This is a genomic window from Campylobacter sp. CFSAN093227, from assembly GCF_012897855.1.
In the GTDB taxonomy this organism is placed as follows: Bacteria; Campylobacterota; Campylobacteria; order Campylobacterales; family Campylobacteraceae; genus Campylobacter_D; species Campylobacter_D jejuni.
This window is the reverse complement of sequence record NZ_CP040610.1, coordinates 579,764-600,092: the sequence shown is the minus strand read 5'-3', so window position 1 is coordinate 600,092 and position 20,329 is coordinate 579,764. Positions and strand designations below refer to the sequence as shown.

General features: G+C 30.6%; 24 protein-coding genes. 9 read left to right on the top strand and 15 right to left on the bottom strand.

Features of this window, described 5'->3' with window-relative positions; translation table 11 throughout:
* Positions 1 to 77 precede the first annotated feature (77 nt).
* Both fbaA and peb4 read right to left on the bottom strand, forming a co-directional pair.
* A complete protein-coding gene (gene fbaA, locus FBF06_RS03285) occupies positions 78 to 1,142 on the bottom strand; it encodes a class II fructose-bisphosphate aldolase (protein WP_002923762.1) in 1,065 nt (354 codons plus the stop codon).
* Positions 1,142 to 1,963: a peptidylprolyl isomerase PEB4 gene (gene peb4, locus FBF06_RS03280; RefSeq protein WP_002852119.1), complete on the bottom strand. Its 822-nt coding sequence runs from the start codon at positions 1,961 to 1,963 to the stop codon at positions 1,142 to 1,144. The genes fbaA and peb4 overlap by 1 nt, the downstream gene beginning before the upstream one ends.
* 80 nt (positions 1,964 to 2,043) lie before the next feature.
* Between peb4 and nth the strand changes: the two genes are divergently transcribed.
* Genes nth through FBF06_RS03255 form a run of 5 tightly spaced genes read left to right on the top strand, consistent with a single transcriptional unit; the run spans position 2,044 to position 4,670 of the window.
* Positions 2,044 to 2,670, top strand: a complete 627-nt coding sequence (gene nth, locus FBF06_RS03275) for an endonuclease III (protein ID WP_002852225.1) — start codon at positions 2,044 to 2,046, stop codon at positions 2,668 to 2,670.
* Positions 2,667 to 3,317 carry a DNA/RNA non-specific endonuclease gene (locus FBF06_RS03270; protein ID WP_002923759.1) on the top strand — a complete coding sequence of 217 codons (651 nt, stop codon included), beginning with the start codon at positions 2,667 to 2,669 and terminating at the stop codon, positions 3,315 to 3,317. Before nth ends, FBF06_RS03270 begins: the two co-directional genes overlap by 4 nt.
* Positions 3,318 to 3,327: 10 nt before the next feature.
* Positions 3,328 to 3,960, top strand: coding sequence for a trimeric intracellular cation channel family protein (locus tag FBF06_RS03265; protein WP_002870070.1), 633 nt, complete (start codon positions 3,328 to 3,330; stop codon positions 3,958 to 3,960).
* Between the two features lie 57 nt (positions 3,961 to 4,017).
* On the top strand, positions 4,018 to 4,452 hold the full coding sequence (locus FBF06_RS03260) for an EexN family lipoprotein (RefSeq protein ID WP_002855128.1): 435 nt from the start codon (positions 4,018 to 4,020) through the stop codon (positions 4,450 to 4,452).
* Positions 4,449 to 4,670: an EexN family lipoprotein gene (locus FBF06_RS03255; RefSeq protein ID WP_002859102.1), complete on the top strand. Its 222-nt coding sequence runs from the start codon at positions 4,449 to 4,451 to the stop codon at positions 4,668 to 4,670. Before FBF06_RS03260 ends, FBF06_RS03255 begins: the two co-directional genes overlap by 4 nt.
* Here FBF06_RS03255 and cmoA read toward each other — a convergent pair.
* Genes cmoA through FBF06_RS03205 form a run of 10 tightly spaced genes read right to left on the bottom strand, consistent with a single transcriptional unit; the run spans position 4,660 to position 13,824 of the window.
* Positions 4,660 to 5,370, bottom strand: a complete 711-nt coding sequence (gene cmoA, locus FBF06_RS03250; RefSeq protein WP_002859101.1) for a carboxy-S-adenosyl-L-methionine synthase CmoA — start codon at positions 5,368 to 5,370, stop codon at positions 4,660 to 4,662. The genes FBF06_RS03255 and cmoA overlap by 11 nt on opposite strands.
* Positions 5,357 to 6,211, bottom strand: coding sequence for a bifunctional riboflavin kinase/FAD synthetase (locus FBF06_RS03245; RefSeq protein WP_002884103.1), 855 nt, complete (start codon positions 6,209 to 6,211; stop codon positions 5,357 to 5,359). Before FBF06_RS03245 ends, cmoA begins: the two co-directional genes overlap by 14 nt.
* Positions 6,177 to 6,938 (bottom strand): TlyA family RNA methyltransferase, encoded by a 762-nt coding sequence (locus tag FBF06_RS03240; protein ID WP_002902002.1) that lies wholly within the window; start codon positions 6,936 to 6,938, stop codon positions 6,177 to 6,179. The genes FBF06_RS03245 and FBF06_RS03240 overlap by 35 nt, the downstream gene beginning before the upstream one ends.
* Entirely contained in the window at positions 6,935 to 7,939 is a 1,005-nt protein-coding gene (locus FBF06_RS03235; RefSeq protein ID WP_079264874.1) for a hypothetical protein, read from the bottom strand. Before FBF06_RS03235 ends, FBF06_RS03240 begins: the two co-directional genes overlap by 4 nt.
* Positions 7,920 to 9,863: an NAD-dependent DNA ligase LigA gene (gene ligA / locus FBF06_RS03230; protein WP_002859099.1), complete on the bottom strand. Its 1,944-nt coding sequence runs from the start codon at positions 9,861 to 9,863 to the stop codon at positions 7,920 to 7,922. Before ligA ends, FBF06_RS03235 begins: the two co-directional genes overlap by 20 nt.
* Positions 9,864 to 11,006: a dihydropteroate synthase gene (gene folP / locus FBF06_RS03225; protein ID WP_002867700.1), complete on the bottom strand. Its 1,143-nt coding sequence runs from the start codon at positions 11,004 to 11,006 to the stop codon at positions 9,864 to 9,866.
* A 1-nt stretch (position 11,007) separates the two neighbouring features.
* Positions 11,008 to 11,607, bottom strand: coding sequence for a DNA polymerase III subunit delta' (locus tag FBF06_RS03220; protein ID WP_002867699.1), 600 nt, complete (start codon positions 11,605 to 11,607; stop codon positions 11,008 to 11,010).
* Between the two features lie 5 nt (positions 11,608 to 11,612).
* Positions 11,613 to 12,149 (bottom strand): HobA family DNA replication regulator, encoded by a 537-nt coding sequence (locus FBF06_RS03215; RefSeq protein ID WP_002852154.1) that lies wholly within the window; start codon positions 12,147 to 12,149, stop codon positions 11,613 to 11,615.
* Complete coding sequence (locus tag FBF06_RS03210; protein ID WP_002868086.1) at positions 12,150 to 13,352, bottom strand: aspartate kinase; 1,203 nt, start codon at positions 13,350 to 13,352, stop codon at positions 12,150 to 12,152. It abuts the gene before it with no gap.
* Between the two features lies 1 nt (position 13,353).
* The gene (locus FBF06_RS03205; RefSeq protein ID WP_032581179.1) at positions 13,354 to 13,824 is read right to left on the bottom strand and encodes an RNA pyrophosphohydrolase; all 471 of its coding nucleotides are present in this window, start codon (positions 13,822 to 13,824) and stop codon (positions 13,354 to 13,356) included.
* Between the two features lie 100 nt (positions 13,825 to 13,924).
* On the opposite strand from FBF06_RS03205, the gene hemW reads away from it, so the two are divergent.
* From hemW to queA, 4 genes are read left to right on the top strand one after another with little or no spacing between them, the layout of a single operon-like run.
* Complete coding sequence (hemW, locus tag FBF06_RS03200) at positions 13,925 to 14,992, top strand: radical SAM family heme chaperone HemW (RefSeq protein WP_002873383.1); 1,068 nt, start codon at positions 13,925 to 13,927, stop codon at positions 14,990 to 14,992.
* 57 nt (positions 14,993 to 15,049) lie between these two features.
* Entirely contained in the window at positions 15,050 to 15,466 is a 417-nt protein-coding gene (tatB, locus tag FBF06_RS03195; protein WP_002852097.1) for a Sec-independent protein translocase protein TatB, read from the top strand.
* Positions 15,459 to 16,196 carry a twin-arginine translocase subunit TatC gene (gene tatC, locus FBF06_RS03190; protein WP_052795854.1) on the top strand — a complete coding sequence of 246 codons (738 nt, stop codon included), beginning with the start codon at positions 15,459 to 15,461 and terminating at the stop codon, positions 16,194 to 16,196. The genes tatB and tatC overlap by 8 nt, the downstream gene beginning before the upstream one ends.
* Positions 16,189 to 17,217, top strand: coding sequence for a tRNA preQ1(34) S-adenosylmethionine ribosyltransferase-isomerase QueA (gene queA / locus FBF06_RS03185; RefSeq protein WP_052775221.1), 1,029 nt, complete (start codon positions 16,189 to 16,191; stop codon positions 17,215 to 17,217). The genes tatC and queA overlap by 8 nt, the downstream gene beginning before the upstream one ends.
* Here the strand turns inward: queA and lpxD are convergent.
* From lpxD to FBF06_RS03170, 3 genes are read right to left on the bottom strand one after another with little or no spacing between them, the layout of a single operon-like run.
* Positions 17,206 to 18,171, bottom strand: a complete 966-nt coding sequence (gene lpxD, locus FBF06_RS03180; RefSeq protein ID WP_002852180.1) for a UDP-3-O-(3-hydroxymyristoyl)glucosamine N-acyltransferase — start codon at positions 18,169 to 18,171, stop codon at positions 17,206 to 17,208. The genes queA and lpxD overlap by 12 nt on opposite strands.
* On the bottom strand, positions 18,168 to 18,632 hold the full coding sequence (gene ilvN / locus FBF06_RS03175) for an acetolactate synthase small subunit (RefSeq protein ID WP_002852211.1): 465 nt from the start codon (positions 18,630 to 18,632) through the stop codon (positions 18,168 to 18,170). Before ilvN ends, lpxD begins: the two co-directional genes overlap by 4 nt.
* Entirely contained in the window at positions 18,629 to 20,329 is a 1,701-nt protein-coding gene (locus tag FBF06_RS03170) for an acetolactate synthase large subunit (protein ID WP_002884492.1), read from the bottom strand. The genes ilvN and FBF06_RS03170 overlap by 4 nt, the downstream gene beginning before the upstream one ends.

The following is a 20,329-nucleotide window of genomic DNA, read 5'->3' as shown; positions in this document are numbered from 1 at the left end:
AAAAATTTTATTTTAAAGATTGCTACTTAATTTGATAAAAATTTTTAAAACAAAATAAAACTAAGCTTTTAAAATGCTTAGTTTTTGTTTATACAGTTTAAATCTTCAAAAGCGATTTCAAGACGTTTTATCATGCTTTCTTCACCGCTTCTTAACCAAACACGCGGATCATAGTATTTTTTATTTGGCTTGTCATCACCTTCTGGATTTCCAATTTGTCCTTGCAAATAAGCCCTATTTTTAAGTTCATATTCACGCACCCCATCCCAAAAAGCCCATTGAGTATCTGTGTCAATATTCATCTTAATTACGCCATAGCTTACTGCATTTTTAATATCTTTTAGCTCACTACCGCTACCGCCATGAAATACAAAATTTATAGGCTTATCGCTATTTAAAGCAAATTTATCTTTTACAAATTTTTGCGAATTTTTTAAAATTTCAGGTTGTAAGCTAACATTTCCTGGCTTGTAAACTCCATGTACATTTCCAAAGCTTGCTGCGATTGAAAATTTATCACTAATTTTTCCAAGTCTTTCATATGCAAGAGCTACATCTTCTGGTTGGGTATAAAGCTTGGAATTATCAATACCTGTATTATCCACTCCATCTTCTTCGCCACCTGTACAACCTAATTCTATTTCAAGCGCGACACCTAAAGCATCAAGTTTTTGAAGATAAACTTCACAAGTGCTAAGATTTTCTTCTAAACTTTCTTCGCTAAGATCAAGCATATGAGAACTAAATAAAGCTTGTCCATGGGTTTTTTTATATTGTGCATTTGCCTCAATAAGCCCATCAATCCAAGGCAAAAGTTTTCTTGCAGCATGATCAGTGTGTAAAATCACAGGTACACCATAAGCTTTAGCAAGTAAATGTACATGTTTAGCCCCACTAATTGCACCTAAAACTTCTCCATTAGGACAATTTTTCCCTGCATAAAATTTTGCCCCACCATTTGAAAACTGGATAATAACTGGAGAGTTAACTTTTTTTGCAGCTTCTAAAACTGCATTAATAGAATCAGTTCCTACAACATTAACAGCAGGGATAGCAAAACCCTCTGCTTTAGCATAGTCATAAATTTTATTAAGCTCATCTCCGCTAATCACCCCTACTTTTACAATGTCTAAAACACCCATTATTTATATTCCACTTTAGCACTATTTAAGAGATCTTGGCCTTTTTGATTGATAACTTTTTTAAATTCTTCAAATTTAAGTCCGTTTTCAATACCTTGTTTTACTTCATCAAATTTGATTTGACCTTTAGCTTGCGAATTTTCTTTTAAGATTACATGATAACCAAAATTCGTTTTTACCGGAGTTGTAGTAATAGTACCATTTTTAAGCGCGAAAGCAGCATCTGTAAAAGGCTTTACCATAGTTGATTGATCAAACCAACCAAGCTCACCACCTTGGTTTTTTGAACCTGGATCAATTGATTTTTCTTTAGCAAGCTCGCTAAATTTAGCATCTAGTTCTTTACCTTTTAAACCTTTAAGTTCGTTAATAATATCCTTAGCTTCTTTTTCTGTCGCTACTAAGATATGTTTTGCTTGCACTCTTGCAGGTTTTACATATTTGTCTTTATTTTGATCATAAAAAGCTTTAACTTTAGCCGCATCAATTTTAATAGTATTTAAAATTTTCTCTTGATAAACATTAACAAGTATTGCATCTTTTGCACGATCAAGTTCTTTTGTGTATAAAGGGTCTTTTTCTAAATTTTGTTTTTTAGCATCTTGCAAAATTAAATCTTGCATAATATATTGCTGAATAAGAGCTTTTTTTTGATTATCTGGCAAAGTTTTAAAATCCTGTCCTCTAAGCATAGGGGCAAAAAATTCACTTACTTCTGTATCGCTAATGCTCTTGCCATTAACAGTAGCTACTGTAGCTGCATTTACATTTAAAACTACACCTGCAATCAAAGTTGCTGCGACTAAAGAAAATTTTTTCATTAGGTTTCCTTTTTAATAAAATGTATATAAAATCAATTATATCTAAACTTGGTTTAAAGCTAATTAACTAAAATTAAAAAATGAAAAGAAATTTAGAAATCAAAGAACTTTTTTTAAAACATTTTGACAAGCCTGTAACAGAGCTTAAATTTTCAAATTTATATGAGCTTTTAGTCTGCGTAATGCTTTCAGCCCAATGCACTGATAAAAGAGTTAATCTCATCACTCCTGATCTTTTTAAAGCTTATCCTGATATTAAATCCCTTGCAAATGCAAATTTATCAAGTCTTAAAACCTATATACAAACTTGTTCATTTTTTAATAATAAAGCACAAAATCTTATAAAAATGGCAAAAGCAGTTTGTGAAAATTTTGACGGAGAAATTCCCCTTGATGAACAAAATTTAAAATCCTTAGCAGGCGTAGGACAAAAAACCGCTCATGTAGTTTTAATAGAATGGTGCGGAGCAAATTTCATGGCTGTAGATACTCATGTTTTTAGAGTTTCTCACCGCTTAGGACTTAGCAAAGCAAAAACTCCAGAAGCTACAGAAGAAGATTTAACACGCACATTTAAAGATAATCTTAACTATCTTCATCAAGCCATGGTTCTTTTTGGACGTTACACCTGTAAAGCTAAAAAACCTTTATGTAAAGAATGCTTTTTAAATCATCTTTGCAAAAGTAAAGATAAGGAACTTAAATGAAAATTTTCATCTTTTTACTCACTATATCTCTTAATATTTTTGCCTTAGAACCTTACAAGCCTAGTGCTGATTTTTCTTCTTATTTTAACAATATAAATTGCTCGCAAATCTTAGATAAGTTTTTTTATCTAAATTGCTATGATTATAAACTCAAAGGCACAAAAGCTGTTGCTTATAAGGTAGAAGCTTCAAATTTGAAAGATAGACAAATCAAAAAACGCCCTCGCTTTGAAGATGATACAAATATTCCTAAAAAATACCGCACTACTTGGAGTAATTATAAAAACAGTGGTTACACACGAGGACACACTGCACCCAATGCTTCTTTTAGCTTTAGTAAAGCTGCTCAAAATTCAGTATTTTTAATGAGTAATATTACCCCACAAAATGCACAAATAAATAATAAAATTTGGAATGAAATCGAGCAAAGAGAAAGAAATTTGGCTTTCAAATTCCAAAGTATCGAAGTTTTAAATTTAGTACTTTACAATAAAGAACCACAATACATTAAAAACCGTATTGCTATACCAAGTTTTTATGTAAAAATTATTAAAACTCCGAAATTTAAAGAATGCTATCAAGTACCAAACCATGAAGTAAATGATGAAAATATTAAACAGTATCAAATAAATTGTGATAAATTTTAAGGTATAAATTATGGAGATAAATGCTCTTACGATAACCACTCTTTATATCATAGGTATTTCCGCAGAAGGAATGACAGGAGCTTTAGCTGCAGGACGCCACAAAATGGATCTTTTTGGAGTTATTTTTATTGCTCTCGTAACAGCAATTGGAGGCGGAAGCATACGAGATGTGCTTTTAGGACATTATCCTTTAACTTGGGTTAAACATCCTGAATATATTATTTTAATCTGTTTTTGCGCCCTTGTAGCCACAAAAATTCCGCGCGTAGTAACCAAACTTGAAACTTTATTTCTAACTCTTGATGCTATAGGACTTGTTGTTTTTAGCATACTTGGAGCTCAAATAGCCATAGATCAAAACCGTGGCTTTATCATAGCCGTTGCTGCTGCTGTAATTACCGGTGTTTTTGGTGGAATTTTAAGAGATATTTTATGTATGAGAATCCCCTTGGTGTTTCAAAAAGAAATTTATGCAGGAATTGCCATAATTGCAGGAGCAATCTATTATTCTCTAATAATTTGGCTTGAGCTTAATGCCCTAGTTTGCACACTTTTAACTCTTTTTATAGGAGTTTTTGCAAGGCTTTTAGCTATCAAATATCAATGGTCTTTACCTATTTTTTCTTACAATGAAGAAAAATAATTTATCGTTGCTTTATACAAGTTTGCTAAGATATTAAAAATTTTAGGAGATTGATAAATGCGAAGACTAAGTATTTTACTTGCAATTTTAATAGTTATTAATATAACAGCTTGTGATAGTAAAACAGAAAATTACTACAAAAATCTTCCTAGCGAAGCAAAAGAAAAAGCGAAAGAATGCAAAGAAAGCGGAACTCTTAGCGAAGATTGTATTAATGCATTAAAAGTTGGTGTTAAACCAACAAATGAAGAGGGTAAATACAGTCCAAACACACCGAAAAAATCTGATAATCAAATATTAGAAGCTTTAAAACAAAATGATTTAAAAAAAGAAAAAACCACAAAAGATATTAACCAAAGTTCAGAAAATAATGAAAGTATTATAATACCACCTATAGCAGAAACACCTTCTGAAATTTATCCTTCCAAAACAACAGAAAACAATCAAAGTTCTATCTTTAGCGATGATGTTAATATGACACAGGAAAAATGACCATGAAAATAACTCTTTTTTTAAGCCTTATTGGTATATTTTTTGCAGCATGCGAACAAACCAAAAGTGTAGAATATTATCAAAATCACCCCGAGGAAGCAAAAAAAAGAAGTTTAGAATGCAGACACAAAGCTATCATTAGTCAAGATTGTGTTAATGCATATAAGATAGGTTTCCCAAAAGATGAATGGGAAGATGAAAATATTTCTAATCCTTAAAAGCTATGAAAGTTTCAAAATTTGCCCATTTAAAAATACTTTCTATTTTCTTAAAACCTGCCTTTTCTAGCATATTTAAATTTTCTTTTTGACTATAAGGAATTAAAACATTTTCCAAAGCTTCTCTTTTAGCTGCGATTTCAAACTTAGAATAGCCTTGTTTTTCTTTATAATCAGCATAAAGTTCTATGATATTTTTAGACAAAAAAGCATCTTCATAAAGGATTTTTTCACTCATAATCAAAATGCCTTTAGAGTTTAAATTTTTATAAATTTGATCAAGCAATTCTTGTCTTTTAGGAGGACGAATAAACTGCATGGTATAATTTGCTACAAAAACATCGCAAGTAAAAAAATCAAATTCGCATAAATTAGCTTCAAAAAAACTTATATCAAGCCCATAAGCTTTAGCTTTTGATTTTGCAACTTCAAGCATGGAAGCAGAATTATCCACGCCAAAAAGTTTAAAATCCTTTCTTAGATTTGCCAAAAAAATCAAAAAATTAGCACTTGAGCAGCCCAAATCGCAAACACTTGCATTTGTAGGTAAAATTTTAGCCAATAAATTGCCACAAAGTTCTAAATTTTCTCTATAAAATGGTACAGAACGATTGATCATATCATCAAAAACACTAGCCACGCTTTTATCAAATTCAAATTGTTTTTTAGGGCTTTGTTTAAAAAGTTCATCTTTCATCATTTTTCCTTAATAATTCTCTAGCCTGTTCTATATCTTTAGTAATTTGATTTTTAAGTTTTTTTAGATCTTGAAATTTTTGATTCTCTCTTAGAAAAGATATAAACTCGAGTTCAAAAAACTCTCCTTGCATGAAATTTTCACCCAATTCTTCTAAAATATGACTTTCTATAGCAAAATTTTCATCGCTTGATCTTACACCTAAAAAACTCACACTTTTATAAGTTTTTCTTTGACTTTTTAACAAAGTAGCGTAAACACCATTTTGAGGCAAAAAATAACCTTCGCAATCTAAATTTATAGTTGCAAAAAGTTCTTTAGAACCTAAGCCTTGTCCTTTAATTACCTTTCCTTTGATGCTATAATTTCTCCCTAAAAATTCTTTTGCTTTTTGCAAATTTGCTCTTGATAAAAAATCCTTAATTAAACTTGCATGAACACCTATTCCACCTATGCTAAATTCATCAACTATTATAGTTTTTATCCCACTTAAAAACTCAATATCTTTAGCACTATAAGCCCTATTTTTCCCAAAAGAAAAATCATAACCCACGACTATAAATTTTAAACTGGTAAATTCTTTTTTCAAAAAGCTTAAAAAATCTCTACCATCTAAAGATTTTATACTTTCAAAATCCACTTCTATAACTTTTTTTCCTGAAATTTCTTCTTTTTGACGATTTGAACAAAGAAATTGACCCTTAAATTTATTAATAACTAATAAAGCCCCATTCTCATCTAAACATTTTACAAGTTTTAGATGTCCTAAATGCATACCATCAAAACAACCTATGGCTAAAGAGGTAATATTAATTTTTGATATAGTAGTAAAAATATTCAACATTACCTTCCTTTCCTTTAATGCTTGATTTTTGCGTATTTTTTAAAAGCCAACCCAATTTAGCACATGCTTTTTCAAAATCCATTCTTGCCTTTAAGATTGCCTTATCATCTTTTAAAACACCTTTTTTATCTCTTTTGATATTTTTTCCCACTTCAAACTGAGGTTTAAAAAGTAAAATAATTTCCTTTAAAGCTAAATTATCAATATAATAAAGTAAATTAATAAGAGAAATAAAACTCACATCACAAGTAACAAGTTCAAATTTTTCTTCACTTTTAAAGGTTCTAAGATCTGTATTTTCATACAAGATAATTTTTTCATTTACTCTTAAACTTGAATGGAGTTGATTACTACCCACATCAAGAGCAGTGATTTTTAAAGCCTGATTTTCAAGTAAAATTTGCACAAAACCACCCGTGCTAGATCCTATATCAAGACAATTTTTATGTTTTATTTCAATATCATTTTCTTCTAAAAAATTTTTTAATTTCAAAGCTGCTCTTGAAACATAAATTTCACTTAAAAGATCCAATTTTAACTCATTGGCTAAAAGTATATCTTCAAGATTTAAATCTTGCGTTTTTTTTAAATTTTCTAAAAAATTTTTCACATCAAAAGAAGCTTTAAAACTTTTACCATTAAGTAAAATCTCTTCATTTTCTATAAGCTCTAAAGCTTTATTTCTACTGATATTTAAACGCTTTGAAACAAAAAAATCAAATCTCATTTTAAACTCTCATTTATTCTTTTTTCCAAGTCTTCTTTTTCTTTAGAAAACCACCAAATGCCTATTTCAAAAGCATTTTTTTTAAAAATTTCTCTAAGATCTTTAAGATCTTTTTCAAAAAGATCTTTTTCTTTTTGAATTAAACTTAAGTTATTATCTTTTAAAAAATCAAAATTATTCATCCATAAAAGTATTTGTTCTTGTTCGGATTTTAAGGTATTATTTCTTTGCTCTTTTAAAAAATAACTTCCTAAAACCATGATAAAACACAAAAATAAAACAATTATTTTTATCTTTATTTTCAAAACAAAATTAAAAACAAAAGCCAAAAGAGAACAAAACATAAAAAAATTAAAAAAATCAAAAATAAAATTTAAAGCCCTAAATCCCAAATATCCAAAATAAGAAAAAATAAAAAATTTTAAATTTGAAATAAAATGCAAAAATTCAGATAAAAAATCAAAATAAACAAAAGAAGCACTCTTATAGGCAATGATTTTCCTAGAAAAAAGTTCTAAATTTAAAAGTTCATTGTAAGTAAAAAAAAGCCCATAAAATGCATAAAATAAAGCAGTAAAAAAACTAGCGATAACAACTATTCTAAAGTCATTATAAGCATTATCTACAAATTGCAAATGTAATTCTTTTTTTAAAAATATCATCAATAAAGGCAAAATTATAAATATAAAAACAAAATCAATTTTTTCAAGATTTAAAAAATTTAAAAATAAAGAAATAAGTCCAAAAATCGCCAAGAAAAAACTAAAAATATAAAGATAAAAATCCCCCATACTAATACGATAAAACAAACTTCCCTTAATCAAAGTAGCTTCTTTTATAATATTTTTTCTAAGCTTTAAAAATAAAAAGAATTCCCAAAAAAGTGTTAAAAAAATAGGAATTAAAAAAAATAAAGAAAAAGCACTCCTTTGCCAAGTTAGCAAAAAGCCAAAAAGGCTTAAAAGCGTTAAAATATAAGAACTATTCTTTAACAAGCTCATTAAAAGCACTTTCATTTATACATTTTACTTCAAGCTCTTTAGCCTTGCTAAGTTTAGAACCTGCCTCTTCTCCAAAAAGCACATAGTCAGTCTTTTTAGAAACAGAGCCGCTTACCTTACCCCCAAGCTTTTCTATCAAAGCCTTAAACTCATCTCTTGGACGTGAAAGAGTACCTGTAATCACAAAAGTTTTACCAAAAATCATACTATCACTTTTGATTTCAAGTTTTTCTATTTTCAAATTTAAAAGCTTGTAAAATTCATCAATTCTTGTATGATTAACACGCGTAAATTCGCAAAGACTTAAAGCCATTTGCTCTCCAAAACCTTCTAAATTGGCATAAGCTTCAAAGCTTTGCTTGTGCCACTCTTTACCAAAACTTAAACTTAATTTTTTAGCCGCAACCTCGCCAATATGCTCTATCCCTAAAGCCGTGATAAAACGAAAAAGCTCACATTCTCTGGCTTGCTCTATGGCATTTAAAAGATTGTTGATTTTCTTTTCTTTAAAGCCTTCCAAACCTTCAAAATCACTAAATTTTAAATGAAAAATGCTCTCAAGCGTAGTGATTTTTTTGTGCTTGTATAAAAGTTCTACTATATTTTCTCCAAGTCCGTCGATATTAAGACATTTTTTAGAAACAAAATGAATGATAGAATTTACAAGTCTATCTTCACAATCTATATTTTGACATTTTATTAAAGTTCCTTCATCCAAAAGCTCACTTTGGCAAGTAGGACAAAGTTTAGGGCGTGAAATTTCCATCTCTAAACCTTCTCTACGCTCTTTAAAAACCTTAGTGATCTTAGGAATAACATCACCACTTCTTATCACGCTTACAAAATCATTGATTTTAACATCAAGTCTTGCAATTTCATCAAAATTATGAAGGGTGGCTGATTTTACTACAACCCCATCTAAATTTACAGGTTCTAAAACCGCCACAGGAGTGATCACTCCACTTCTTCCTACTTGTAAATTTACCCCTATTAAACGCGTGGTTTTTTCAAGTGCAGGAAATTTAAAAGCTGCCATAAATTTTGGAAATTTTACCGTATAGCCTAATTCTTCACAAAGTGCAAGATCATCAACTCTTACCACCATTCCATCCATCATCATAGGTTTTTTTTCTCTTAGAGCTAAAAGCTCATCATAAGCTTTTAAAACTTCGTCTAAATTAGCGCAAAGTCTTACAAAATCATCTTTTAAAAAACCAAGCTCTCTGATAAATTGCATCACCTCGCTGTGTTTGGTGAAATTTAAGGTATTTTCCCCTACTCCCCAAGGATAAAATTTCAAATTTCTTTCTTTAGTGATGCTTGTATCAAGCTGCCTTAAACTCCCGCTTGCAGCATTGCGTGGATTAGCAAATAAACTTTGATTTAAAAGGGCTCTTTTTTCGTTGATTTTCTCAAAATCATCTTTTAAAATCACCACTTCTCCACGAATTTCTATCCTTTCTTTATAGGCTATATTTTTAGGTATATTTTCTATCTCAAAAACATTAAGCGTTATATCCTCACCCACTTCGCCATCGCCCCTAGTGGCACCGCTTACTAATTTACCATTTTCATAAAGTAAATTTAAACTCGCTCCATCAAATTTAGGCTCTATAAAAAAGTTTTTTTCACATTTTGCGCGTTTTGCCCAAGCCCTAAGCTCACTCTCATCAAACACATCTTCCATCGACCACATACGCCTTAAATGAGCTATTTTTTTAAACTCGCTTTGTATGATAGGAGCTATTTTTTGCGTTGGAGAGTCTTTTGAAATTTCATCTTTGTTTTGTTCTTCAAAAACACTTAATTCTCTGATTAAAGCATCGTATTCTTCATCGCTAGCCAAGGGTTCATCTTTTTCATAATATGCCCTCATCCACAAATTTGCTAAAGCAACTTTTTCTAAATACTCTTCTTTTTTCATCTAAACTCCTATATTATCCATTGCCTGCGCTAAAGCAAAAAGTTGTTTATGTTCATATAAATCATGCACTCTTATAATACTAGCACCATTTTCAAAAGCTTTTAAATGCAAATACAAAGTTCCTGCTAAACGATCTTTAATCTCGCTTTGAAAATACGCATTAATCACACTTTTGCGACTCGCACCTATAAGTAAAGGTTTATTAAATTGCAAAAAATGTTCTAAGTGTTTGATTAAAATCATATTATGCCCCGCACTCTTTCCAAAACCAATACCTACATCTAAAATACTTTCTTTTACTCCAAAACTTTCTAAAAGCTCAAGTTTTTCTTTAAAAAACAAAGTCATCTCATCAAGCAAATCTTCATAAAAAGGATTATCTTGCATGTTATTTGGATTGTTTTGCATGTGCATTAAGCAATATTTTGCCCCATATTTACTTGCAAGTTTGGCTAGATTAAGATTTCTTAAACTTGTAATATCATTAATGAGTTTAAAACCCTTATTTAAAGCATATTCTAGACAATATTCATCAAAACTATCTAAACTAAAAATTGCTTGTTCGTAATAATTTTTCTCATAAATTAAGTCAAGTACTTTTTTCAGTCTTTTAAATTCCTCTTCCTTGCCACAATACTCACTCCCAGGTCTTGAACTTACCGCACCTATATCGATATATTCAGGCTTTAAAGCAAGAAAGTCATTAAGCCTTTTTTCAAAGTCTTCTTCACTCACACGACTTTTTGCATTAAAACTGTCTTCATTGACATTAATCACTGCCATAAGCTCGGCTTTTTTCTGTTTTAAAAAATCTTTTTGCAAAAAAAGAGCCAAATTTTTAAGTCCAAAATCTTGAAGTTTTTCTTTGACAACAAGCTTTTGAATTTGCTCTTTACTTGCCATTAAAAGCGCATTTGAATGAGTGATTTTTGCAGTAATTACTTCTTTATGAGTAATAAGTTCAGCTCCTACTCTTAAAGCATCTTGTTTTAAAATATTTGCCGCAGGAGTGGAAATATCTTTGATAAAAATAAAATGAATTTTTGTTTTTTCACTCATGATTTTTTGTCCCATTTTATGGGGATTTATGAAAGAACAAAGCAAATTAAAATCGGTATTTGGATTGATTTTAAAAAATTTCATTTTATTTCTTTGTATAGTAATTTAACAAAAGAGTAGCTAAAAGCACCCCGCTTTTAGAATTTAATTTTGCAAGCTCATAGCCTTCATAAAAAAACTCTAATTCTTCAGCATTAAAATCTTTATATTTCACACATTCTTTAGCAAGTAATGCGATTTGATCCATAAGTTCATTTTTATCCAAATTTTCATTTTTTTGCAAAAAATCAAAAAGCATTCTTAAATCCATTCTTTTAAGATCTAAATCAAGTTTTTTAACTTCCTTTTCAACTTTTCTTTTTTCGCAAATAAGACGCGATTTTATGGTAGGTAAAAGTAAATTTTTAGAAGGTACCACAATAAGAAATTTAATATTTTTTGGAGGCTCTTCAAGAAGTTTAAGTAAAAAATTTTGTGCTTCTATCCTATAAGAATCCGCCATTAAAACAATAATTTTTTCTTCAGTTTCTGCAATATAGCTTTCTTTTTCAACCGCTCTTGCATCATCAAGTAAAAATTCATTTTGTGGCATAAAAAATCTTAATTTTTTAATACCAAAATTATTAATCATTTCTTCTTTAATACCTAAAAAATCTTCGCTGATAATAATCTTACTAATAAACAAAATATTTATCCTAATTGCACCTTGGAAAATAATATTGCATCCAAACTTACATCAAAAAGTTGATATAAACTAATAAGCTTGATATCCAAGTCTTTATCTTTAGAATTTAAATAAAAACTATCTTGTAACTGCTCATCAAAAAGCCACAATAAACTATCATCTCTTGATTTAGCGATTAAAGATTTATTATCAGAAGCACTTCCTATATAAAAATATACATAACCATTAGGAAAAGAAATGTCAAGCAAGTCATTAAGTAAAGCTATATCTTCTGAACTTTGTACTTTCTTCTTACATAAAGAATTTAACGACACAAAAGGGAGCATGGGACGAGTGGCTTTTGAATTTATATTTTTTAAAAAATACTCTTCATACCAAGATCTTTGTTCATCACACATTAATACAAAAGTGCGTCCTTCTAAAAGATATTTAAGTCTTGCAGCCATCAAAGGAGCCCATTCTAAACGACGCGACTCCAACCATGCCATAAAAGCTCCGCCATTGCGAATATTTTCAAGAGTAAAACTTAAAAAATCACTCATTTATTTATCAAGTCCGTAGCACTCATGTAGTGCTCTAACTGCAAGTTCTCCGTATTTTTCATGAACTATCATTGAAATTTTTATTTCACTAGTAGAAATCATACCGATATTAATCCCCTCATCAGCTAAAGCTTTAAAAGCTTTACTTGCCACTCCTGAATGTGATTTCATACCTACGCCGACTATAGAAACTTTTACTACAGCACTATCACTTTCTATAGTTGTTTTTGAGCTTAAAATTTTTTGCATAGCATTTTTGGCTAATTCAAGTTCATTTTGAGGAACCGTAAAACCCAAATTTGTAGCACCATCAACTCCAACATTTTGTATAATCATATCTACATTAATATTTTCATTTGCTAAAACAGAAAAAATTTCAGCTGCGATTCCAGGCTTATCTTCTACATTTCTTAAAGTCACTCTTGCTTGATTTTTATCCAAAGCAATACCACTTACTAAAGCTTGTTCCATTCCATCTTCCTTTGTTATCATTGTTCCTTCGTTATTGTTAAAACTACTTCTAGTTACTAAGTTAACATTTAATTTTTTTGCAAGCTCTACAGAGCGATTTTGCAAAACTTTTGCACCCAAACTTGCAAGTTCAAGCATTTCTTCATAAGAAATTTTATCCAATTTCTTTGCCTTTGGTTCAATTCTTGGATCTGTTGTATAAACCCCATCAACATCGGTATAAATTTCACACAAATCCGCATTTAAGGCACCTGCTACCGCCACAGCACTTAAGTCGCTTCCACCACGCCCTAAGGTAGTTACATTACCTTCCTCATCTACACCTTGAAAACCTGCTATAACGACTATTTTACCATTTTGAAGTTCTGATTTTATCGCTTTTGTATCAATATGATGAATTCTTGCCTTTGTAAAAACACTATCTGTAATAATTCCTGCTTTTCTCCCAGAAAACGATATAGCGGGACAACCCTTTTCATTTAAAGCGATAGAAAGTAAAGCGCTTGTTACACGCTCTCCGCTGCTTAAAAGCATATCCATATCTTTACCATTAGGAGTTTTACTAAAATATTCAGCTTGCTCGATAAGAGTATTTGTCACCCCACTCATTGCAGATACTACAACAACAAGTTGATTACCCTGTTGCACACTTTGGATAACCCTATTGGCTACTGCTTCGATACGCTCAAGTGTTCCAACGCTTGTTCCACCATATTTTTGAACTATAAGCATTTTAGATATAACCTTTCTCTTCAAAATATTTGATCACTCTAACATAAATATTTTTTTTGAAATGATTAATCATTTCAAAAATTTGTTTAACACTCACAAATTGATAATCATCAAATTCAGGATGCTTAGTATTGATATTGATTGTAGCACCGTGCTTTAAACGCACTAAAAAATATTTTTGAATCTGCCCATCATAAGGATACATTTTTTTAACAATTTTACTCGGAAAATCATAACTCAACCATTCTGGATACTCAGCAATGATTTCAACCTCATCAGTGCCTATTTCTTCTTTTAGTTCTCTAAATAAAGCGTTTTTGACACTTTCACCTTTATCAATACCTCCTTGTGGAAATTGCCAAATATTATCCATATCACTTCTTTTAGCTATAAAAATCTTACACTCAAAAGGATAAGAACTTGATAAAACAATAGCTGCAACATTTGGTCTATAATTTTTCTCGTTTTCCACAATATTTTTCCTTAAATCTCAAGAATATAATTTTAACCTAAATCAAATCAAATTTTTATTAAAATACATTAAAAATTTAATAAAATATTTTAGGGTTTTTATGCATTTTTATATCCATATTCCATTTTGTGAAAGCAAATGTAATTATTGCGCTTTTACAAGTTTGAAAAAAAATGATTATGAAAAAGCTTATTTTCAGGCTTTAAAAGAAGATATTGTTTTTCAATTAAAACAATTTAACATTCAATCAAATCAAATTAAAACCTTATTCATAGGCGGAGGAACACCAAGTTGTGTTAATGCGTATAATTATGAAGATATTTTTAAAATTTTATATCCCTTACTAGATAAAAATGTAGAAATTTCATGCGAAGCTAATCCCAACTCAGCAACATTAAATTGGCTTAAAAATATGAAAAATCTAGGAGTTAATCGCATTTCTTTTGGAGTTCAAAGTTTTCATCCTAAAAAACTTCACTTTCTTGGAAGAATTCACAATCAAGAAATGATTATCAAAACATTAGAAAACGCAAATAAAGTAGGTTTTAAAAATATCAATTTAGATCTTATTTATGATACGAAATTAGACAATAAAAAAATGCTTGAATTTGAACTCTTACACTTAAAACAAATCAAGGATTTAATCACACACCTTAGTGCTTATAATTTAACCATAGAATCAAACACAGCCTTTGCTAAAAAAGAACATTTCAAAAAAAATGCTCCTAATTTAATGAAATTTTTCATCAAACAACTTCTAGAGCTTGACTTTTTTCAATATGAAATCAGTAATTTTTCAAAAACCAAAGCCCAAATTTGCAAACATAATCTTGCTTATTGGCAAGGAAAAAACTACCTAGCTTGTGGATTAAGTGCAGTAGGATTTTATGAAAATAAGCGTTTTTATACAGCAAAAAATTTAAAAAATTACATAGAAAATCCTACTTTTAGATCTATAGAGCAACTAAGTTCCAAAGACTTGAATTTAGAGCACCTATTTTTAGGACTTAGAAGTATAGTAGGGATTGATGAAACAAAACTCAATCAATGGCAAAAAGACAAAATAAATATATTATTAAAAGAAAAAAAACTTTTTTACAAAAATAAAAGATATTTTAATCCTAATTTTCTCATTAGCGATGAACTTGCTTTATATCTCTCATCTTAAATTTAAGTTTTTTAAGTAAAATATTTATTAAAATATCAAATCAAAGAGTAATGATTAATGAGTTTTGGTGAAATTATAGTTATTTTAGTTGTAGCGATTTTAGTCTTAGGACCTGATAAACTTCCAGAAGCTATAGTACAAATAGCAAAAATTCTAAAGGCTGTAAAACGCAACATAGATGATGCAAAATCAAGCATAGAAAAAGAAATACGCATCAATGACTTAAAAGAAGAAGCTAAGAAATACAAAGATGAATTTTCAAGCACTAATGAAAATATACGCAAAAAACTCAGCTTTGAAGAATTTGATGACCTTAAGAGAGATATTTTAGATAAAACAAAGGTAGATTTAACCTTTGATAGCAGAGATGATAAAGTAAAAAATAACCTTAGCGGACAAAATTTAAATACAGAAGAAAAACCAAATCTTAGCAAATTAGAAACACAAGATAAAAACGGAAAAATAAATGTTTGAAGAATTAAGACCTCATTTAATAGAACTTAGAAAACGCCTTTTTATAAGCGTTGCTTGCATTGTAGTTATGTTTATTGTATGTTTTGCTCTACGAAGCTATATCTTAGATATTCTAAAAGCTCCACTTATAGCTGTTTTACCCGAAGTAGCCAAACATGTGAATGTAATTGAAGTACAAGAAGCCTTATTTACCGCAATGAAGGTTAGTTTTTTTGCAGCCTTTATCTTTTCTCTACCTGTAATTTTTTGGCAATTTTGGAAATTTGTAGCTCCAGGACTTTATGATAATGAAAAACGCCTTGTGGTGCCTTTTGTTAGCTTTGCGAGCATTATGTTTGCCTTGGGGGCTTGTTTTTGCTATTTTGTTGTAGTGCCTTTGGCTTTTAAATTTTTAATTAATTTTGGTTTAAATGAAGATTTTAATCCTGTGATTACCATAGGAACTTATGTAGATTTTTTTACGAAAGTTGTTGTGGCTTTTGGCTTAGCTTTTGAAATGCCTGTAATTGCCTTTTTCTTTGCTAAAATCGGACTTATAGATGATAGTTTTTTAAAACGCCATTTTCGCATAGCTGTTTTAGTTATTTTTGTTTTTTCAGCCTTTATGACTCCACCTGATGTTTTATCTCAATTTTTAATGGCAGGACCACTTTGCGGACTTTATGGACTTTCTATTTTAATTGTTCAAAAGGTAAATCCTGTCCCAAAAGATAAAGAAAGTAATGAATAAAGACTTACTTCTTTCAAGCTATGATTACACTCTAGCTAATGAACTCATAGCCAACTATCCTACAAATCCAAAAGAAGATGCTAGGCTTTTGGTTTTTGATCGCAAAAACAAAGAAATTTTTCACACTACTTTTAAAAATTTACACGACTTTTTACCCAACTGCGCGATTTTTTTCAATGATACCAAAGTTATTAAAGCAAGAATTTATGGTAATAAAGCAAGCGGAGGAAAAATAGAACTTTTCTTACATCAACCTTTTTTAAATTCTCACAATCCACTTTTTCTAGCTCAAATTAAAGGGCGCGTTAAAAAAGATGAAATCTTATATTTTAAAGAGGATTTAAAAGCGCGCGTTGTAGAACTTTTAAATGATGGTCTTCGAAAAGTTCATTTTTTTCAAAATGATAAAACCTTAGACACCTCAAATCTTTACAACCTGCTTGACAAGATAGGACATATACCCTTGCCTCCTTATATTAAAAGGGAGGATGAAAAAAGTGATTTGAAAGATTATCAAAGTATCTTTGCAAAAAATTTAGGCGCAGTGGCTGCTCCGACTGCAAGTTTACATTTTAGTGAGACTATGCTTGAAAATTTAAGAAAAAAACACGAAATTTATCATTTAACCTTGCATGTAGGAGCTGGAACCTTTAAAAGCGTGGAATGTGAAAATATACAAGAGCATAAAATGCATAGCGAATTTTTTAATATTCCGCAGCAAGCATGTGAAATTATAGATTCTAAACAAGCTATTTTAGGCGTAGGAACAACGGTAACAAGAACCATAGAATATTATACAAGAACTAAAACAAAAAATGGTTTTTGTGATCTTTTTTTACACCCGCAAAATCCACCTATAAGACAAAATCATCTTTTAACCAATTTTCATTTACCAAAATCTACTCTTATCATGCTAGTTTCAGCTTTTATCGGTAGAGAACAGTGTTTAAAACTTTATGAACTCGCCGTAAAAGAAAAATATCGCTTTTACTCTTATGGCGATGCGATGCTAATCTTGTGATTTTTCTTTAAAATTTATTGCTATTTTAGCTTGAAGTTTTAGCCAATCTTTTTGAAGCATGATAGGAAAACCTCCATAAACACGCCCGCCTTCTAAATTTTTACTCACACCGCCTCTTGCAGCTATAGTGCTAAAATCGCCTATTTTTAAATGTCCACTCGTTGCACTTTGACCACCCATAATAACATTGCGTCCTAACTCACTTGAACCTGAAATTCCAGTTTGCGCCACAATGATACAATTTTGACCTATATTGCAATTATGTCCGATTTGAACTAGATTATCTACCTTAGTACCTGCTTTGATAATAGTACTATCAAAAACTGCTCTATCTATAGTTGTACAAGCCCCCACTTCTACAAAATCTTCTAAAACCACGTTGCCATTATGATAAATTTTATAATGTTCGCCGTTTTTATTGTGCGCATAACCAAAACCGTCACTTCCTATTACACAATTGGCAAGCAAATGACATTTTTTACCGATTTTAGTATCATTATAAATCACTACATTAGGATGAATAATACTCTCATCACCAATACTGACATTATCGCCTATATAAGCTCCTGCCATAATGATTACATTTTCACCGATATTTACATTATCACCTATATAAACATTAGGCATGATTCTTGCGCTTTTTGCGATATTTTGTACTTTTTCTTTAGCTGTGCTTATCAAAGGTTTAGCAAAAAGCTTGCTTAAAAAAGCAAAACTCAAATGTGGACTTTGAGTAATCAAAGCTTTAGTATCTTTAGGTACTAAATTTTCATATTCTTTAGATACTAAAATAGCAGCAGCTCCTGTGTGAGGTATATCTTTGGTATTTTTCTCACCATCACAATAAGTAAGCTCTGTAAAATTTGCTTTCAATAAAGAATTTAAAGCACTGATTTCTATATCCTCGCCTTTATATTCCAAGCTTAAAAATTCTGCTATTTCACTTAATTTCATTTAATCTCCATCAAAACAGATCCACTGCGAACTATATCACTAGGATTGTATTTTTTAATTGTTTTTAAAAAATTATCAATGCGATTTGCATCATCAGCAACCATTAAAAACAAAAAATTCTCATTGCTATTTGCAATAGTACCATTATAAGCTTTCAAAACGGCATCAAGTCCACCTAAATTTTCATTTAAAGGAATTTTCACCAAAGCCATTTCTTTGTCAATAAATTCTTCACTTTCTATCACTTTATAAGTAGGAATGAGCTTATGAAGTTGTTTAACTATCTGCTCAAAAGTTCTTTCATTTCCTGAAGTGACTATATTAATACGAGAAAATTCTTTATTTTCCAAAGGTGCTACTGTAAGCGAGTCAATATTATAACCTCTTCCTGAAAAAAGTCCTACTATACGAGATAAAACCCCATGCTCATTTAAAACAATTACCGATAAAACCCTTCTCATTGTCTATCCTTTGCCTTTGGTAAAATCATATTATAAATCGCACCTCCTGCAGGCACCATAGGTAAAACATCTTCAAAGCGATCAATTTTTACATTTAAAAGAGAGGTTTTATCACTTTTTAAAGCTTGGCTAAAAGCTTGAATGAATTCTTCTTTGCTTGAAATTTCATAACCTTCACAACCAAAACCTTGAGCAATTTTGACAAAATCAGGCTGAGTGCTTAAATCAGTTTGTGAAAAATGCTCTTTATAAAACATACTTTGCCATTGTCTTACCATACCTAAAAAGGCATTATTTAAAATAATATTTATAGTTTTTATACCATACTCATAAGCAGTCATAAGCTCTTGGATATTCATTAAAACCGATCCATCGCCTACGAAATTAATCACCACTTCTTCACCCACGGCAAGCTTTGCACCCAAAGCAGCAGGTAAAGAATATCCCATAGTTCCTTGCCCTCCACTTGTTGCAAGTTGTCTTGGATAATTAAAAGGATAAAACTGTGCCACCCACATTTGATGCTGACCCACATCGGTAATAATCCTTGCATCTGGAGCCATTTTCGCACATTCTTCAATCACCCATTGCGGTTTTAAAATCTCATTGCTATCTTCATAAGAAAGCGGATAAAGTTCATTATAACGCTTTAAAGTTTCGTGCCATTCTTTAAAAGTTGTGTTGAAATTTTCCTTTTTAAGCTCTTCTAAAAGCTCTTTAAGAACTTCTTTAATATCTCCTACTATAGGATAATGCGCATTGATAATCTTTGAAATAGAACTAGGATCAATATCAACATGAACTATAGTCGCATGTTTAGCAAATTCACTTGTTTTTCCTGTAATCCTATCATCAAATCTCGCTCCTACACTCACAAGCAAATCACACTCACTTAAAGCCATATTAGCAGCATAGCTTCCATGCATACCTGCCATTTTAAGATTAAAAACATCATCACTTCTTAAAGTTCCAAGCGCCATCAAAGTTTCAACTGCTGGAATTTTTGTAAATTTTATAAGCTCTCTGATTTGCTCGCTTGCATTAGAACTGATGCAACCTCCACCTAAGTAAAACAAAGGTCTTTTTGCTTCTTTTAAAAGCTCTGCAAATTTTTTAATTTGCTTTGAGTTACCCTTATAAACGGGCTTATAAGTCTTCATGGAAATTTCTTTAGAGTATTCCCAAAGTCCCAAAGTTGCACTTACGTCTTTTGGCACATCTATATGCACAGGCCCAGGTCTACCACTTCTTGCTATATAAAAAGCCTCTTTTAAAATGCGTGGAAACTCTTCTATACAAGTAACTAAATAATTATGCTTTACACAAGGTCTTGAAATGCCTACTGCATCAATTTCTTGAAAAGCATCTGTACCAATAAGAGAATTTGCCACCTGCCCTGAAATCAACACCAAAGGGATAGAATCGCTATAAGCCGTAGCTAGACCTGTAATAGTATTTGTAAAACCTGGTCCGCTTGTAACTATAGCTACGCCCACTTCTCCGCTCATTCTTGCGTAAGCATCAGCAGCATGCAAAGCCGCTTGTTCATGACGCACTAAAATATGTTTAAAATACTTTTGATTGTAAATTTCATCATAAATATTAAGCGCAGCGCCTCCAGGATAACCAAAAACAATTTTAACATTTTCTTCTTTTAAAGCCTCGCAAATCATTGCCGAACCGCTTAACTCTTTCAT